This is a genomic window from Paraburkholderia sp. EG287B, from assembly GCF_040965595.1.
Lineage (GTDB): Bacteria > Pseudomonadota > Gammaproteobacteria > Burkholderiales > Burkholderiaceae > Paraburkholderia.
Genome location: NZ_JBFRCG010000023.1, coordinates 18183 through 36227, shown reverse-complemented (window position 1 = coordinate 36227; position 18045 = coordinate 18183). Strand labels below are relative to the sequence as shown.

Here is an 18045-nt window from a genome sequence, read left to right as displayed (position 1 = left end):
GTGTGCCCGTTTCCGCCCACGCGGTGCGGGCCGATGGCCGGGTTGCCTCCGGGTCGACGGACCACACGATCAGGCTGTGGAAACCAGCCAATGGCGCGTGCGAAGCGACGCTCGAAGGGCACACCAGCGAGATCCCCGCGCTTGCCATGCGGGCCGACGGGCGGCGAAGCTCGCTGCGACCGTTTCCAGGAATGGTGCTCGGTCCGCATGTATTGCTCCCTCAGTGGTTGCGTGGAAATGGCCGCTCAGGAATTGAAAGCCGCCGCCTACGGCTCTGCAGGTCGAAAGGCAGCTCAGGGTCGGTTATGCCTGTTGCATGAGATGCGGGCGGGGGCGAGCGACGTGCTGGTCGTGGGACGCAGTCCGGCCAGAAGCCGGCATTCGCGAACGGCGGCTCTTGGCATACGCGAATTTCCGTCAGCAAACCCGCGCTGTTTGTTTGATGACAGATTTTTCCATGTGCTGCACACTCGGGACCGGCGTGCGCGCCGACTAATGACGAATCCGGGAGTCTCTCTATGTTCGATTTGTTCGAAGGCAGCTCAGAACGCGAGCGTTCGCTTCTCCGACAGCAGATTCACGAACTCTCGAATCTCGACTCGGTCCCCCAAGACAGACGCGACGTGCCTTGGCAGGCCAGACGCGACGTCGCGTTGTCTCTTGCGCGGGACGTCATGAAGCGCGTCTTGCCGCCCGATTCGACTCTGTACGCGACGTATGCGAAGGCGGTCGTGACACCGACTGACCTGCCCCCGCGCGAAAACGGCATCGACCCGTATGAATTGGAAATGTACAGGTTGGCGTTGGAAAAAGTGGCGTGGGACTCGATTTGCAAGTCAGCAGGAGACCTGCCCTCCACACGCAGTCCGTATTCCGAGGTTGAGCGTGCGCTGCCCGAGATAGTGTATCGACACCCGGTATTCAAAATTATTGTTTCTGCGCTGGTCGCATTGGTCGTCTTCGCGTGCATCGGCGTGTTTAAGTTTTATGGCCTATCGTTCGATCTCAATGAGCAAATGCAAAAGAAGCAGCAAGCGCTCAACGCCGAATTCGCCAAACAGAAGACTGACATCGAAAGCGTTCTCGACGCTAGGCGCAAGGAGAGCGACGCCCTCACGAGTCAACTCAAGACGCTTGGAACAAAGGCGACGGATGTTGGCAATCAACTCGATCAGTTGCAGGTTTCTGCACAGCGCACGCTATCAAAGTTTACTGCTGACGCATCCGGCGCTATGAGCCTCGAAGCCGACAAGAGCTTAACGAAATTGCGGACCGCGCTTGACGACGCGCAATCGGAAGCGATTAAGAAGACCACTGCTGCTGGCGACAGGCGCGTACAAGACATCATGGCGCTCGATGGCGGAGACTCTTTTCGCAGAGCCGTCCATGAGTTCGAACAGCGTGCGATCTCGGCAAACATGGAAATGAGCAAGCTGGAGGACCGTCAGAAGGTGATTGAGGGACGCCAGTTGATACTCGGAAAGGCAACCAAATTGCTCGACGACCCTTCTCCTCGCTTGATTGACAGACTGTCCGCCTACTTCGGCGAAGCACTGTGGGTCGTCTGGGGCACTGGTGCTGCGCTTACACTCGCCTTGTTGACGCTCGCCACGCTGTTCACCATCGCAATCTTCAAGAAAAATTAGGGTTTGATTTACGCACGCTCCGGAACGGCTAAAGCAAATCCGGCAACCCGAACAGTGACCGGTTTGCGGCGGCGAAATTGAAGTCGCGACTGGCTCTTCAGGGTCGAACCGGGCCCGAAGATCAGTGGCAGAGTCCGTCGGGCCAGAAACTGCAGCTCAACAACTTGCCCGGATTAGTCTTGTTTCGGTAATACTGACTGTCGTGACAGATTGCTACATCCCCCTTTGCGGCCGACACCTGTTCGGAGTATTCACGATGACCACAGACGCATACAATCTTGGGCCAATCACAATTGGCGGCGTGACAGTTCGCTATCTCATAGACGGATCCGCCACGAAGGGCATGGGCGTATTCGAGTTGACGGTCGCGCCGGGAGCAAACGTTCCGCCGCCTCATAGTCACACCCACAATGAAGAATGCGTGTACGCCCTGGAGGGGCTCATCCGCTATTCCGTTGACGGTGTTGTGAGGGACCTGGCACCGGGTGAGTGGATGCATACCCCCAAGGGCTCCGTCCATTCGTTTAGCAACCCTCATCAAACCACTGCCAAGGCACTTGTCGTCCTTACCCCGGACGTGGGTGCGCAGTACTTTCTGGATATACAAGCGGTAGTGAATGCCGGCGGGCCGCCAGACCGCCAGAAGTTGTTGGCGGTCATGTCCGACTACGGGCTCGTTCCTGCCGCTCCAATTCCATCGGTCGCCCAACAATCGGTTCAAGGCGATGTGCCCGCTTCGCAAGGACGCCTCTTAACTTAAGCGTTGAATGTCCGCTTTCGGCTTCGTCGAAAGGCAGCTTCGGGTCGGGTACTGCCGAATGTCTGGACTTCGTCAAACGCTGAACTCCTATACCTTTTCCCAAATCCGGCGCAAGCCGCCGACGAACGACCCTGGCGAAGTGTGCCCACACGTCGTCAACGCTTACGTCGGGGGAAACAGATCAGAAAACCGCATCCGTTGGCATTGCTCGCCAGACCGCCAGACGGCGACGTGACCTGCCCGAGGAAAAGCCCCATGTCGAACGTGCCGTCGCCGAAGTCCGGCGCCGGCGATTGAGCGCCCGTTGGCGGCGACCCACCGCAAAGTGACGAACCGGGCCAAGTGTCGATATCTCCCCCTGTCTAACAGCCCACCTGCAGTCAATGTATGAGCCAGGAGGCGGCTCCAGAAGAACCCGGCTAAGGATCTGCTAAGTCTGAGCGATCAGACTGCAGGTCCGTCACCCGATTTCTGAGGAGTCGCCGTATGACATACACATCCGATCGACCGGCGACACGCTGGCTCAACAAGGTTCCCGCGATCACTTTCGCGTTCTGGATCATCAAGATCATGTCGACCACGGTCGGCGAGACTGGTGCCGACTTTCTCGCGGTCAACGCGGGATGGGGACAAGGCGCAACGCGCGCGCTGATGACGTCGCTGCTTGCGATCGCGCTCATCCTGCAGATGCGCACGCGCAGGTAGCCGCGCGCGCGTCGAGAGCGCCGAGTGACCGTCACGTTTCCCGTCTCCGTCAGTCCGTACTCGGGGTGTCGTCAAGACTCGGAAGTTTAAATTGACCCGGGCGGCGAGCGCTGATGGTCGCAAAGCCACGGACTTGATGAGCGGCCAATCCGCGATCTGACGTCCTCGAACAGGGAGCCGGGAAGTAACTGTGTCATGGATGAAGCCAGTATGGGTGCCTTGGGTCGGCACACACGGCACGTTACCGGGAAACGCCGTCCGGGCGGAACACCCCGGTCCGCGGCCGCCGGATTCTCTCCGCGGCGGAGAGAATTCACGGCCACCACCACCGGTCACTCCGCACTCGCGCCATCCTGATCAGAAAAGGCCGCCCTGCCGCGTGTCCCGCACCGGGGACAGCGACGCCCGGGCGCGCCGGGCCGCCGCACGTTCGCGACCAGTTCCGCCCCTCGCCGCTCAGGAAGCCCGTCTCGCTGCCCAGCGTCAGGCCATCGGATCGATACGAGCCCGACACGTCAGGAGGTACACCACTCCCGCAGTTACCCCAGTTGCTGAAGACGGGGTTTTGCACCGTCTGCCTCTGTTGGGAGGTTGGGCGGCGCAAGACCGTTAGTCGCATTTATCGGCCGGACGACCATCGTGGTTGGCAGCAGACGGGATTTGACAGTTGGCCCGGTAATGTTGAACGTCCCGCCCGGTGACAGGGCGTGGCGCTATCTGTCAAAGGCATCGCCCGGTCAGCTTTGTCGGCTAACCGGCTCAAGCTGCGCTCCCCCTTTTATCAGCGGTCCTTGGCTCAAGCGGGAGCCGTAGCTGACGAGCGCGTGCCTTCTCCGGCAGGTTCTGCCGTAACCCCTCCCTCGCGAGATTTTCGCAACGGCCATCTTAGTTGCGCACACAACATCGTCGGTCATCGCCGCCGCCACAACTCGTTCCATCAGACGACGCATGAGCATTCACGTGATCAGCCGGCGATAGGTAGGCGTTGAGCTGACGCACAAGGACCTGCTGGTCGCCGCGTCTCTCGAGCAGGATTGCCAGATTGTGGCGCGCATGTGCGCATAATGTATCCCGCTCGAGGCAACGCCTGTAACTGCGGCGAGCACCGGCATGCCCTTGCAATCCGCGTGTTTCTGGAAGAACAGCGTTCCGGCTATGCCGTCTGGTGCGCGGACCATCGCGATAGGTCGAGACAGCAGATGCGGCAGCATCCACTCGGCGGCACTCGCGTAGTAGCTCACGAGGCCGGCCTTTGTGACGCCGGTCAGCGGGTCGATGATCCGCTCCGCGTGGGTGATTATCTGTATTAGCAGGGACTCGATCAGGTGCCTGCGTCTTTCCGCCTTCCAAGACCGCACTGCGCTGCGCGCTCTGACAAAAGGTACAGATTACGTAACATTTGATACACATGATCGGGGCGAGACACGGTACCTCGCCAATTTCGCTCCCTACTAACGTTCTTTGTTGATTCCAGTGTCTCCGCGCCGTGAAACATAATGGGTCATTTCGGCGCAAATGCCCACTGCACAAGGCTTTTGACGTCATTAGTTTTTGCTCACGCATGTTTCACGCGGGCATCTGATGTGCGTGTGCCGGACGCTTTGGGATATCGCTATTAGTCTTCCGGTCCGGACCATCGAAATGGTCTGCGCCCTAGAAATCAAACCTGTTGACCATACACCTCCTTACGCCTTCGCGAGTGAGGAGTCGTGGGCCTCGTTCGGTTCGACTACCGGCCATGCATCTTCCGGCGCGTCCGCCTTCGCTCCTACCTAGCAGCAGTTCATTACGCTGTAAGTCGTCTATCAAACGTTTGTCGCACAAACTGTTAGTTGCATTTTCTGTCGCTCCGGAGCCTCTGGTCACCGACATTTGAGCTTGGCGACCAGCCATCCTGACTCTTCGCACGTGCGTCAGAACGATTGCCAATGTCGTCGTGAAGGTTCGCGTCCACGCGCAACCTCAAGCTTCGAACTAGTCGATTTACTGAAGTGCACGTTGCTCGTGAATCGTTCGCTAACCATTGGGCGTATCTTCCGTTACGCACAAGATGACCGATGCGAACTACTCGCTCTTCTTCTCAGTGGTCGCGTGAGTCCTGCTGCGGTTTTATAAGCTTGCAGCCTAGAGGGGGAAAATGGCTGAAAGCCAAATGGTCGCCAGCGACCTTGAACACAGGTGGCGTGGCGTCCGCCTATCAAAAAATGCCAGACACAACTTGCAGAGCTTCTAATCTAGAGCTTGGCCGCCGACTCAACGAACGAGTGCTGAAACCGCCTTGATCCTAGAACGCGACGGTGCCTGAGGCCGGACTCGAACCGGCAAGCCATCGGATCTTGGGCAGCCGGTTCGCCTGTTCGCAGTAGCTGATCAAATAGAGATGCTCGCGGTAGCCATCCAAGTGCCTCAAAAACCAAGACGTATCACTAACAAATCCAGCCGATGATGTGATCAACCCCTAAGCCAGGGCTGGCTGGGAGACCGCTCTATGACGGCGACTCGCGGCGCCCGAGGGTTTCGCTACCGGGGGCCTGGACCAACGGCCCGGGGACAATGCCACGCATGCGCGCCGCAGCGGAGCGTCTGCAGCCAATCGCCGCGCTCGGCGCGTAACTGTCCGTGGTGCTAAAGCACCGATTACTGATGACGGCACCCCGAGGTGGCTCGCCGGTCACCGCAATGGCGATGCGGTGATGTTCGACGCGCTCACAGAGCTTGACAACAAAGTTCCCACCCGCGCATCGGCATCCTGATGACTCCGCTCAGGTCCAGCTGGCGTCTGGTAAGGCGACCGCTGGCTGCAAGCGACCGAAGCGAATCAGCGTATCAGTGTGTGACACTGTATAGCGATTTCCGGATCCCACTAGCGACACCACTAGGGCGGTCTACATCAATGCAGACATTACGCCTTTGCCGGCGGGGGTCCTGTGATTATCTATCCGCGCTGGCAGCAAGCTGGGGCCCGGTACCGGTAAAACCCGGAGTTGATCCCGGGGCCTGCTCGCAAACCCCGGGATGAACTCCGGGTTTCCAGGGAAGTAACGAAAAATCTCCGGGTTGATGTCCGACTTCTTTTGCCGCGCGGACCGTACGGTTTTTCCACGCGGCGCGCCACAGCCGGAGAGTAGACCACGTGTGTGTCTCCAATGGAGACACACCGTCGAATCCACGTGCTTTATCAACTGCACGATCCATCGCGGGACATGACACACGCCGTGGCCACGACTCCTTCACCCGACAGGGAGCCCCCACCCGCGCGGTTGTCGTCCGCTCATGCATACCGGCTTTGTTCTGTGATCGACTTCGTGTCTCCAATGGAGACACCCCCAACGAGCGCCGAGAAATGCCGCGAATCAGGCGACGAGGTGTCAGCCCGTTCGCGACAACCTTCTGCTCCTCAGGCGCCCTGTGTCTCTAATGGAGACACTTCCATGTAAGAAAGCGGAAACGATATTGCTGCTCGTTGCATTCAGACGTTGCGGCCTATCACACGATGTTTCTCCACCAGAAGCGCAAGCGCCTTGAAATGTCATGAAGCGCGCGACAAGCTGCCCGTCCGCGGCACCTTGTGCCAGTCGAGGGCCCTGTGTCTCCAATGGAGACAGCTGTACCAGCGCCACGGCCACCGAGTCCTTTCGCCGACAACGTTGATGCCGAATCGAGGCTGTCGAGAATTCAAAATAATCCTCAGATAAGGATCGCAGGCTACGAGAACAGTTCACATTGCGCAGCGCATGCAAGGAGGCCCGGTGCCTTCTGCGCGACAGAACTCGCAGGCGAAAAAAAAGCCCGACACGTCGGGCTTTCTTTCTTGCGAATCGCCAGCAGGTTAGGATGCGGTGGCAAACAGTTGGGTGATCAGTTCACGAATCTGCTTTTCCTTTTCGTCAGTCAGCATCCCGGCCCTGATCTTCACAGTGAGCCCGACAGAGTCTTTTGTGATCGAGCCGGCCTGATTTCCTCCGGCGAAAATCTTGTCGATGCTGCGATCGCTGACATTCCCGGCCACCTTTCCATCATCGTCAATAGCCTGCTTGATCGCTCTAGCCAGCTTCGTTTGATCCAAATCTCCGGCAACGACTCTAGTCCATACTTCCCTCGCAACCTCAAATGCTCGCGGCTCCTGCTCACGAAGAGCAGAGACCACATTTTGCGCAGCATGCGCTCCAAGCAAGCGAGGCTGAACATCCAGGTCCCTAATCACGAAGTCTGGTAGTTCCGCAAATGCCAAGTAACGATAGAGTTCAGAGCGCGAGATCCCTAACGCTTCGGCCATCCGCTTACGGTTAGGAAATTCCTTTTCCGTTCGGCGGATCGAGCGAGAAATCTCGTAATCCGACAAGTCCTCTCGCGCGACGTTCTCGACGAGAGCAAGCATAGCCATCTCTTCGTCCGACAACTCAACCACCAACCCCTTGATGGTCTCTTTCCCGATCATCTTGTGAGCGCGCCAGCGTCGCTCACCTGCAACTATTTGATAGCCCGGGCCGTTCCGACGAATAACAATCGGTTGAACAAGTCCCGCTTCCCGAATCGATTCGGCCAGCTGCGTGAGCTTACCCTCAGCGAAAACTTGCCGAGGCTGCCAAGGATTTGGGACTATGTCGCTGACATTGAACTCGGATGCCGTCCCTGCCTTTTCCAGTTCCGTTATTCGCTTTTGAGCTTGAGCAAGGGCACCAGCCATTCCGGGTGCGGTGAGCGGAGCCTTGTTCTTTTCCTGCTGTGCCTCGAGCTGGATATCTTTCGCTGCCCGAACATCTGCAGTCTTAGCCATCATACGATCACGCAGGCTACTCATTGTCCCGCCCTCCACTGTGCAACGTACTGGTCATCGATCCACTTGCAGTAATCCATAAGCGGCTGTTTTACCCGAGCAAGGGTTTTCGCAACCGTGTCCGCGCGTGACAAATCGAACACCGTCGAAAAAGCAAGCGCCCCATTGCTCATAACTGAACTCGCCGGAATCTCCGTAGTGTGAAGCCAGTCGCCGTAAGCTCGTTGCGACCACGATCGCACCACAGGTGCCGACGACGTGGTGCCGTAGTCCACTTTCGATAGCAGCACGGAAACAAAGTCATACGTCTTATCCACTTCGTGTTCTGCAAAGCCATTTGCAACCTCGGCGAACAGCGACCAAAAGGACGCCGAGGATATGAAATCCAGGCTCTCCGGGACTAGCGGCATCACCATAGAATCCGCTGCCATCAGACCATTCAGCGTCATGTACGACAGCGATGGTGCTGTGTCCAGGATGATGTAGTCGTACTGCGCGCGGAGTGGCTCAATACCTTTTCGCAGCACCGACCAGAACTCGAACCCTGGGGTTGTCTTCTGGGCCGCGGGCAGTTGAAACTCAGCATCGTGCAAATAGTTGTGGGCCGGAATTACATCAAGTCCATCCCAATAGGTGCTTTGCACTTTGGATGCCAACCCCCCTTCAATATTCGGCTCATAGATATAGGGCAGGACGGTGTCTTCCCACGTAATATCCTTCTCCGCATACAGTCCGCAAAGTTCCGACAGTGATGCCTGAGGATCGAGATCGATCATAAGCACCTTTCTGCCTCGCAGACTGAGACCCTGTCCAAGACACATTGATGTCGTGGTCTTGCACGAGCCACCCTTGAAGTTTGCCGTGGTCAATACGCGCCCGCGCTGTTCGCGAGTGCCGGTTACGAGGGGCGTCTGGTAGATCGCGGAGACCTGCTGCACCCAACTCCGCGCGTCCTTCAGGGAAAAAATTCGTGCTCGCCCAGTTCCGTGCGTTTCTCCGGCTGGCAGGTCGCTACCTTCCTTCGTCGCGAGATAATTGATCTTTTGGCGATCCAAGCCGCAGAGATCCGAGAGTTCACCAATCGTGAAAACCGGTGCGGTCTTGCGCGGTCGCGGTGCCAAGATCTGGTCACGAAGTTCGTCGGTCATCACCTTGAGCCGTTCCGCGAACTCACCGAAGTCCGAGAGTTTGACGCGTCGATCGATGCCCGGAAGCTCGCTTAGGTTCATACAGAAATTTCCTTTTTGTTCACGGTGAGGTGATTTCTACTCGCCCACCGAGCATTTCTACGGTTTAGCTTCATACGTCTACCGAACCGTAGAATACTAGCGACACCGCAGAATTGCTATTACATTTGTGCGCACGGACGTATTTCGGGTGCATCCACGTAAAAAACATAGCGTTTTCAGCGAGCTACGACCCAAAAAGAGAGCGCGTCGCTGCCGGGCTCGGCCAATCGACCCGGGCCTCCGTCGCACACTTCACCAGGGCCATCACAAAACACCTCACCTTAGAAGGCCAAAAGCCTAACGATTGCCAGCGGCTTTCGCTGCGAAACACAATTTGCCTCACCGTGAATTTGCCCTTTGTGCGCCTTCGCTGTATCCGCACCCTCCCGTCTCGCCGGAAATCAAGGTTCTTCCCAACGCTAATCGCACAGTCATTCTCGAGACGCCGTTGTTTGTTTTCTTTAAAAGAAAGAACCTACCAACCACAAACGAGAGATGGCGTTTCTCGTAAGATCAGATACTTAGCGACGCAAGGTGAGGCGTTATGTGTCTGTGGTGCTGTTAATTGAGCGCGTAGGTGAGGCGTTTACCACGTCAAAGTGAGGAAATTTGGCTCGCAAGGTGAAGTCTTTGGGCGACACAGGTGAGGCGAATTGTGTTCGGGAAAACCTAAGGTGAGGAATTTTGTGAAGGTGCCGGGAGAAAGGTGAGGTGTTCTGTGTTGACAGCGCACCTTGCGGTCGGTACCGTACCGCTCGAATAGCTGACAAGACACAGGGGGAGTCGGATGACGACAGCAGGGCAAGTGGCCACATCTAGGCAATTGGCCTTGGCTCTGTTCGACGACGCCAGCGCCGAGGACTTGCCAGTTGACGCCGCTCGGTCCGATATAGGCTTTGCACGAAAGAACGTCCTTATCCGTATCGTCGATTTAGGTGTTGCCGCTCGTCGCTTGATTGACGCTGCGTACTTCATCGTCGCCCAAGAGAAGGATGCCCGTGATCTCTACGACGTGGAGCTCGACTATTTCAAGTGGCTAATGCGCTATTCCAGTCGGAATAACTCGCATCTTGAGCAAGTTATTACCGAAGCGCAACGGGCACTGATCCAAGCTACTGCAGAGGTCGAGGCAGATGGCACAAAACCATTCGGATCCGTGCAGTTGATCGGTCGCATTTCCTATACCGGCGGGCGATTTCAGTTCCGTGTGCCGCCAGACCTCATTGGCATAATTCGTGGGCCGGGCAAGTCCCACTGGCTTAGTCTGCGGATCACTTCACTTTTCAGCCTAAGCTACGCACGTGTGATGTACGATCGCCTGTTGCCCTACGCAGACGAGGGCCTGACAGATTGGTTCACGCTCGAAGAATTGCGCTCGTGGCAGGGCGCGATGGGCGCGAAAGCCAGCGAGTTCAAATATTTCAAGCGCGATTGGCTTGCTCCGGCGGTCGATCAAATAAATAACGTCTCTGATTTAGCTTTGTCGTATGAGACGCGAAATGAGCCAGGATCGAGGAAGATAGGTCGCTTGCGTTTTCGCATCGAGCGTAAGGAGATGGCCGAGCGACTGTTGCATTCGCACGAGCAAGCCCAAGTCCTCTACCAGACCCTGAAGCAAGAGTTCGGGCTGTCGAGTGCCCAGTTCAGTCAGATCGCGTCGGATAGGGAGACATACAACGACGAGCGACTCGAACAAGCCGTCGAGAGAACCCGATTAAGCCTTAAGCTTGGCAAGGTTTCAAAGAGTCCGGCGGGCTTTTTCATGAAGGCCCTGAAAGAAGGGTGGATCGTTTCGGACGCTGAGCGTCAGATGGTCTTGGTTCAGGAGAGCCTTGCATTGACGGACAAGTGCGAAGTCGATGCAAAGGGGAACGCCGAGACGCGGTTGGCGTTACAGCTAGCGGCGCAAGACATACATGCGCAAAACCGCATCGTGGACGAAGTGCGTCGGGGCTGGGAGGTGTATCAGGAGGCGACGGCAAAGCAGCGGGAGGACTGGCGACGAGCGTATAAGGCGAGCGCTGCCGGGAAACTTACGCTGCGTCGCCTCGGCATGGACGTGGCATCCGACCTGGCCGAAGAGATGTTCGCGAAGTACCCAGACCTACGGGACGGGTTCTCCGGATTCGTGTTCAACAAATCGCGAACCGGAAAAAGCAGGGGGCGTTAGTGCTCGGCCTGCAAAGAACCAGACCAGCCCAGCTCTCGACGCAGCTTCGTACGCTCCATAGTTTCGATCACACGGACGTGCACAGCGTACGAAAGGACGTACGACTGGACGTATGGCAAGTGGAACGGCCTCGTACGGACCGACGTACGAGGAGGAGGATGGAGTCGTACGGACTCTACACAGTTGCAAGGCGACTGCCCGGAACGGCACCCGAAAGGCTGCGGATTCAACCGGTCGATGCAATAGTTTGCTGGAACCGTTCAGCTGGCGTTTCGTAATTCAGCGTTTTCCTCGGACGCTCGTTCAGCCTTCTTAACACGGCATTGAGTTTGGCCTATGAGTAGACCGACAGATCGATACCTTTCGAGAAGTACTGCCTTAAGAGACCATTGGTATTTTCATTTGAACCACGTTGCCAGGGATGTTTCGGATCGCAGAAGTACACGGCAATGTCGGTGGCAATGGTGAATCGCTTGTGGCCTGCCATCTCCGTTCCCCGGTACCATGTGAGCGATCTATAGAGTTCGTGCGGGAGCTTACTGGCATGTTTGATTAGCGCATTGACTACCATCTCGCTGTCCTTGCTGGTGAGCTTCGCCAGCATTACATGGCGCGTCTGTCGCTCTACAAGTGTCGCAATCTGGCTGCCGCTGCTGCCACGCAGCAGATCCCCCTTCCAGTGACCAGGCACCGCGCGGTCTTCCATCGCGGCGGGCCGTTCGCTAATTGATATTGCGTCGCGGATCCTGCCGTGATCGTCCGTCTTCTGGGTGTGATGCCGCGAGCGACGCGTGGCGTGGGTGCGCCGTAAATGTTCCAGCAGTTCTTTCTTCAGGGCGCCCCGCGCCCAAATGAAGAGACTGCGGTAGATGGTCTCGTGTGACACGTGGTGATCCTCGTCGCGCGGGCAGGCGCGTTTCAGCCATCCAGCAATTTGCTGAGGCGACCACTGCAACTGAAGCTTGCCGGCAACGATATGGGCCAGCTCCCGATGCCTGACCAGTTTGCAGACCTTGGGCCGCTGTGCGCGTTCCCATGCAAACTGGTCGGCATGGCTCGCCCCGTAGCGTTTCGCTCCACTGTTGCGCTTAATCTCGCGACAGATCGTGGAAGGTGATCGCGACAGTCGCCGTGCAATTGACTGGATCGAATCACCCGCCACAAGGCCTCTCGAGATCTCCTCGCGCTCAGCAAGCGTGAGTGCCAGCCTCGATCGTTGCCGTAGCGCAGGCTGGATTCCCCCAGTTTGCGCCAGGATTCCCTCTACCGACGAATGATTGCGATTAAAAAGCTGGGCGATATGCTGCAGTGACTCGCCTGCACGCCAGCGCGCCCACATCAACGCCTTCTGGCTCTCGCTGTAGTAGATCCGGCGCCTCTGTTTCATTTGCAACACTCCCGCTGCTCGCGCAGCGTTCATTGTGTTGCATCGACCGGTTGAATCCGCCGCCGACAACGGCAGTTCGCGGTCGGCACCGCGTCGCGACACACGTAGTGTCGCGACGGAGACAGAATTCAGGTTGTCTTCGTGTCATCAGGGGAAGATTGCTTGCGCCCCATGTATCACGTCTGTGGCCCGGAAATCCACCGTACGTTCGCGCGTGCGCCGCACCGCCGCGATGGTGATCGACTTGCGCAGGAGCGCGTCGGCGTCGGCGATAGTCCGGCCGCCGAGAAACCTGATCATCTGGACGACGGCTTCCGGTTCCACCTTCCAGGCGCCATCCAGTTTATTGGCGAGTATTGTTCGCACGTACGCGGACATTGCCTTGTTCGTAGGAACGTCGAATAGAATCTTCTCCTCAAACCGGCCGCTACGCACCGCGGCCGTGTCAATGCGGCTGATGTGGTTGCTGGCCGCGATGAAGAGCACATCGGGTGTCCGGCCGGAAGCCCCGTCGAGAGTGTCGAGGAGCTTTTCGGTAAGCATGCCATGGCCGCTGTGTCGTCGATCCTGCAGGATGCCATCTACCTCGTCGATGAACAGGACACATGGACGGATGTCACACGCTTCGCGGTACAGTTTGTCCCACGAACGTGGATCCGCGATTATGTCTGCCCCAGTTATCTTTAGGAATGCAAAATTCCCTGTCTTGGCAAGGGCCATTGCGGCCTGTGTCTTTCCGGTGCCGGGTGGTCCAACAAACAGGACGCCGCGCGGAAGTGTCGATCCGAGCTTCTCAAGATTTTCTGTTTCCTTCATACGGTAAGCCAGACTGTGCAGCGCACCGCGGGATGTATCAGGCATGATGATTTCAGAGACGTCCTTGACGTCCTCAGGCAGGCGTCCCTTGCGTCCCTGCAGAAGGCGCATCGCCTGCATGCCGACCTCGAACGTTACCGGGCCCGTGAATTTGCCATCACGATGCATCTCGCGCAGTTGTCCTCCCAATGCTGTCAGTCGTGCGGCGCTAAATCCTTCCCATCGGCGGGCGAGCGCCGTGATTGGCTCGCGCTGTGCAAAACTGTTACCCAGTTCATCTGCGATTGAGCGCCAGAGAAGCGCAACTCGAGCAGAGAGATCAGGCGCGGGAATTTCGATCTTGTAGTCGAACCTGCCGTCGCGTTTGCCGGCACCATCAAGTCCCTCGAGAAAATTGGCGGCGCTCACCAGGATCACATTTGATTTTGCGCCGCGAAGTCCAACGATCTCGGTCAACATTACATTGGTCAAGTCACGGTCCATCGAGTGAACATTTCCGTCGCGCGGCTTGAGGAATGAGTCGATCTCGTCAATGAAGAGGAGGCAGGTTCCGATTCGTCGTGCCTCGGCGAAGACTGCCCTGACCTTCGCAGGGGTTTCGTTGACCCACTTCGACGCGATATCACCGTAGCTTATTGAGAGAAAGGGCACGTCCAGTTCACCCGCGAGCGCTTCCGCGAAGAGGGTCTTACCATTCCCCGGGTCACCGAACAGCAGGATGCCGTTCCGGTGCGCTTTTGACGTGCCTTCAATAATTTCCCGAGCCGAGCGTAACAGGCGCGATTTTGTATCCTCCATGCCGACGACAGCCGAAAAGTCATGTCGCGGCTTTCGAACGTTCTCGCTGAAATCCCAGACGGGCGTGGGTACCTGCGCAGCCGGTACTGCACGCGGCTCGTGACTGGCGACCGGCTGCGGTGCCGGCGTCGGAGCAACCGGTAACTTCTGCGCGGCAGGCAACTCGTTTGCATAAGCCGCCAGCCTGGTGCGTGCCGCGGGTGCCAGCTTCTCGGGACATACATCTTGTACAGGCTGCTGGGGCGTGATCTTCATCTCAAGCGGGATGAAGACACGCGTGCCCTCGACAATCATCCCGACAGGCATGCGGCGCTGGTGCAGACGCCAAAGCTTGAAAGAAGCGGCTGCGATGGCGGTAATGGCAGCGAGACTCCATGTCGTGAAGGTGAGCGTGGCGAGCGTCATGCCAAAGACAAGCACGACGAATGCTGTCCAGGTCCAGCCACGCACGTCGCGGTTTGGAATCCAGACCAGTGATGCTGCAACGAGCGCCACAACCGAAACAGCAAGAGCATGCACCGTTTCATGGTGAAGTAGCGCGTGCCATTCGTGATGCAGATAAGCCAGGCAGGCGATAACCACGGTAACACGCAGTATGGTAAGCAATGCGAAATGTAAGGTCTTCATCTTGATCTCATGAGAGAGGGTTTCGGACCACACGAGGATTGTCGTCCGGGTGATCTGGATCCAGTATGTGACCCGCGCCTCGCGACGCAAGTCGACAGCGAGAAGCAGGAATATCCGCGGGGGCGCCTACCTGGCGGCTTCGTGACGCCAGAAGCGAACCGGCACGCGGACGCGCCTGCGCCGGATGCGACGTCTTTTGATCCGGCAAACAGGGACGCGTTTTCTCCTGGTTTCGCGCCGTCGGACGTAACGCAGCGTCGACAGGCGTCGAGGCAGATCTACGGTAAGACGCGCGAGCCAGAACCGGAGTACCTCGACAGGAACTTCGTCGGGTACATAGAGCGTCATCCGTTTGCTCGAAATTCGAGTCACGGATTTCCCGTTGGGTTTGTAGGTAAACCGGCGAATCTTCATAAGCTGACTCCGAAGGCGGTGGCCGTTGATTTGGGATGCAGTGAACTCATTTCCTGTTGCGACGGCGTAGCCACCTGACCAAAGCGACAAGAGGGGCAACGACATCAAGGAGAAACCCGTGCGCCTCATCGAGGGCAATTTTCCAGAGCTTGCTTCTGCGGTTCATTGGTTCGTACTCCAAATTCACATGTTGTTGAGCTTATGCGCGTGATATCGCGTGTTTAACGTGGTGGCTGCAAAGACGCGCGTGTGGAGCGCGTCAACCGCGTTGTCACGATGGACTGACGTTCGTGACAGTTTCAGCTTCTCATGAGTTTTTTAGAGCGCAAGTTGCACCGGGGAATGATCCGGGTGCAGAACGTGGCCGGAGATGTGTAGCGCCGGCAGGTAACAGAGCATCACCATGGCGCAACCGCAAGCTTCATGCATGACGTTCGCAAGGCACACCAGCTTCCCGAACGGACGGCTGAAACACCAGTGGCAGCAACTGGTGCGTCGGGAAGGAGCGGTTGAGCACGGCGACAAAAACCATTGTGGGCAGGCGCGCTAGGTCTGCTCATCCGTGTTCTTGATGCAGAATCGCGGGAAGCAAAGAACGCGTCGCATGACACGCTGACTCGGGGCGTTCTCAGCGTCGCGAGGCTGCATTCCCTGAGACATGCGCGGAGGCGGCGGGGCGGCAAGGTCGCCGTCCATGGGATTGGTTACCTTCAGGAGAATGCGTGCACGTCAAACGCATGTTGCCCAATACATGACCCCGCAGGTTTGATTGACAGGTCGAGATGCATCATCGATGCCGGATCGCACATGAACGACAGCGACTTGTCCCATGGAAGCAGAGACCTGCGCTGGACCTGTGCTCCATCAAATGGTTACCACGTGATGGATGCCGTTCGATCACGGATCCGGTGGTCGCTGGAACCGCACACGAAGCCGTGCGGTATATGGCAGATTTAGTGCGCGACCCGCACGCAGCCCAGGTCAAGCCAGAGGCGGGAAAGCGTCTGCGGATCCGCTATTCATCTTTATCCGATCCCTCGTCACCACTGCAGTCTTGTCCAGATTCAGTGGGTGCGTCAGCCGGTTTCGTACGGACCTTGCGCAGCGGGCCAGCAAGTACGGTGACGTGTTCCGGAAATGGAACAGTGGCAGGGCGCAGGGCTTCTTCACGTGTGGCGAGGGCGAAACGCCGCAGGCGTGCCTGGAGCTCGCCGGATGTCTCGTCGGGAAGCGGGGTAGGGCGCTTTCGTCTTTTCATTGCGGGTTCCTCTGAATGGGGATAGCCTGGGCGGCTTCGCCTGACATTGCCGAGGTGCAGCATCGCCTGCGACGCAGTCACGGCCGATCGATTCTCAATACTAGCCGCGGCCGGTTCTGAAGCAAGCCCCGGATGCCAACTTCACCCATTAACATCAGTGAGTGGCGGTTGCAGCGGGCCCGCCAGTACCGTCCGCGTGTTGATCCCAAAGCGGGAAGGCAGGCGGAAAGTCCCGTTGAATCCGACGTCGTTACCGGTCAAACGGCAACTCCGTTTGCGCCGGCGTCGCGGCAGGAGCGTCGCCTGTGTTGCGGTCGAGTGAGCCAATGCGTACGCCAATCAGGCGAATGCGCCGATCCAGCGGGACCCGTTTCAGGCACTCACCTACGGCCCGGCGGATCGCCGCCGCATCTGCGACCGGCTCGGGCAACGACAGATCGCGTGTGACGATCTTGAAGTCCGCGAACTTGATCTTCAGACCGACGGTCCGACCGCCATAGCCTTTCCGCTGAAGATCTTCCGCCACACGTTCGCAAAGGCGTGTCAGTGCAGGCGTCAGGATCGCGCGGTCCCGGCTTACATGCATGTCCCTTTCGAACGTCGTTTCGCGACTCATCGACTTCGGCTCCGAAGACACCACGACCGCGCGATCATCAAGGCCTCGAGCGATTCTCGCCAGCCACGCGGCATAGGTGCGTCCGAAGTGCTCCTGCAGGAGGCCTGGGTCAGCTGCGGCAAGCTCGCCGACCGTCACGATTCCGATGCTGGCCAGTCGTTCGTTTGCGCGCGGACCGATCCCGTTGACCTTCTTCGCCGCCAGCGGCCAGATGCGTGTCTCGAGATCGGCCATCGAGAGGATGGTAAGGCCATCCGGCTTGTCGAGTTCGGAGCCGATTTTTGCGAGCAGCTTGTTTGGCGCGATCGCGATCGAACAGGTGAGGCTGGTCGCCTGCCGCACGGCTGCCTTGATCCGGTCGCCGAGATCCCGCGATTCGCCCTCCACGTCAGTGAGATCGATGTAGATCTCGTCGATCCCGCGGTCTTCAATCTGGTCCGTGAACGTGTGAACGGCGTCCTTGAAGAGTCGCGAGTAGCGGCGGTAGGAATCGAAGTCCGTAGGCAGGAGGATGGCATCAGGCGCGAGCTGAGCGGCTTTCATCATGCCCATTGCGGAGAAAACGCCCAGGGCGCGCGCCTCATAGGTCGAAGTCGTGACTACGCCTCGCCCGACATAATCCCGTAGCCGTGCAAAGCGGCGTGTGCCGTCCGCCAGCATTTCAGGCGCTGCATTGCGCCCGCCACCGATCACGACCGCCTTGCCTCGCAGTTCCGGATAGCGCAACAGCTCCACGGACGCGTAAAACGCGTCCATGTCGAGGTGTGCAATCCGGCGCGGTTGTTGGCTTGCCATGTTGTGGTTACCACGCAAATTCCCGGGCGGCCCGAAAGTGTTTGAGC

9 protein-coding genes and 2 pseudogenes are annotated in these 18045 nt (G+C 58.0%); 5 read left to right on the top strand and 6 right to left on the bottom strand.

Annotated elements, in window-relative coordinates; translation table 11 throughout:
* Positions 1 to 2 precede the first annotated feature (2 nt).
* The 4 genes and pseudogenes from AB4Y40_RS34320 to AB4Y40_RS34305 form a co-directional block, all read left to right on the top strand.
* A complete protein-coding gene (locus AB4Y40_RS34320; RefSeq protein ID WP_368691624.1) occupies positions 3 to 320 on the top strand; it encodes a WD40 repeat domain-containing protein in 318 nt (105 codons plus the stop codon).
* Positions 321 to 518: 198 nt separating this feature from the next.
* A complete protein-coding gene (locus AB4Y40_RS34315) occupies positions 519 to 1646 on the top strand; it encodes a hypothetical protein (protein WP_368691623.1) in 1128 nt (375 codons plus the stop codon).
* 256 nt (positions 1647 to 1902) lie between these two features.
* Entirely contained in the window at positions 1903 to 2406 is a 504-nt protein-coding gene (locus tag AB4Y40_RS34310; RefSeq protein ID WP_368691622.1) for a cupin domain-containing protein, read from the top strand.
* A gap of 486 nt (positions 2407 to 2892) precedes the next feature.
* Positions 2893 to 3108, top strand: a pseudogene (locus AB4Y40_RS34305) (hypothetical protein); the annotation flags it as partial.
* Between the two features lie 959 nt (positions 3109 to 4067).
* On the opposite strand, the gene AB4Y40_RS34300 reads toward AB4Y40_RS34305, so the two are convergent.
* From AB4Y40_RS34300 to AB4Y40_RS34290, 3 genes are all read right to left on the bottom strand, one after another.
* Positions 4068 to 4322, bottom strand: coding sequence for a hypothetical protein (locus tag AB4Y40_RS34300; RefSeq protein WP_368691704.1), 255 nt, complete (start codon positions 4320 to 4322; stop codon positions 4068 to 4070).
* 2618 nt (positions 4323 to 6940) lie between these two features.
* Positions 6941 to 7912, bottom strand: a complete 972-nt coding sequence (locus AB4Y40_RS34295; protein WP_368691621.1) for a ParB/RepB/Spo0J family partition protein — start codon at positions 7910 to 7912, stop codon at positions 6941 to 6943.
* Positions 7909 to 9117: an AAA family ATPase gene (locus tag AB4Y40_RS34290; protein ID WP_324148175.1), complete on the bottom strand. Its 1209-nt coding sequence runs from the start codon at positions 9115 to 9117 to the stop codon at positions 7909 to 7911. Before AB4Y40_RS34290 ends, AB4Y40_RS34295 begins: the two co-directional genes overlap by 4 nt.
* A 787-nt stretch (positions 9118 to 9904) precedes the next feature.
* On the opposite strand from AB4Y40_RS34290, the gene AB4Y40_RS34285 reads away from it, so the two are divergent.
* Complete coding sequence (locus AB4Y40_RS34285) at positions 9905 to 11287, top strand: replication initiation protein (protein ID WP_342949635.1); 1383 nt, start codon at positions 9905 to 9907, stop codon at positions 11285 to 11287.
* 226 nt (positions 11288 to 11513) lie between these two features.
* Here AB4Y40_RS34285 and AB4Y40_RS34280 read toward each other — a convergent pair.
* The 3 genes and pseudogenes from AB4Y40_RS34280 to dinB form a co-directional block, all read right to left on the bottom strand.
* A pseudogene (locus AB4Y40_RS34280) lies at positions 11514 to 12674 on the bottom strand (IS30 family transposase).
* A 147-nt stretch (positions 12675 to 12821) separates the two neighbouring features.
* A complete protein-coding gene (locus tag AB4Y40_RS34275; protein ID WP_368691620.1) occupies positions 12822 to 14915 on the bottom strand; it encodes an AAA family ATPase in 2094 nt (697 codons plus the stop codon).
* A gap of 1922 nt (positions 14916 to 16837) precedes the next feature.
* Positions 16838 to 17998, bottom strand: a complete 1161-nt coding sequence (gene dinB / locus AB4Y40_RS34270) for a DNA polymerase IV (RefSeq protein WP_368691619.1) — start codon at positions 17996 to 17998, stop codon at positions 16838 to 16840.
* Between the last annotated feature and the right edge of the window lie 47 nt (positions 17999 to 18045).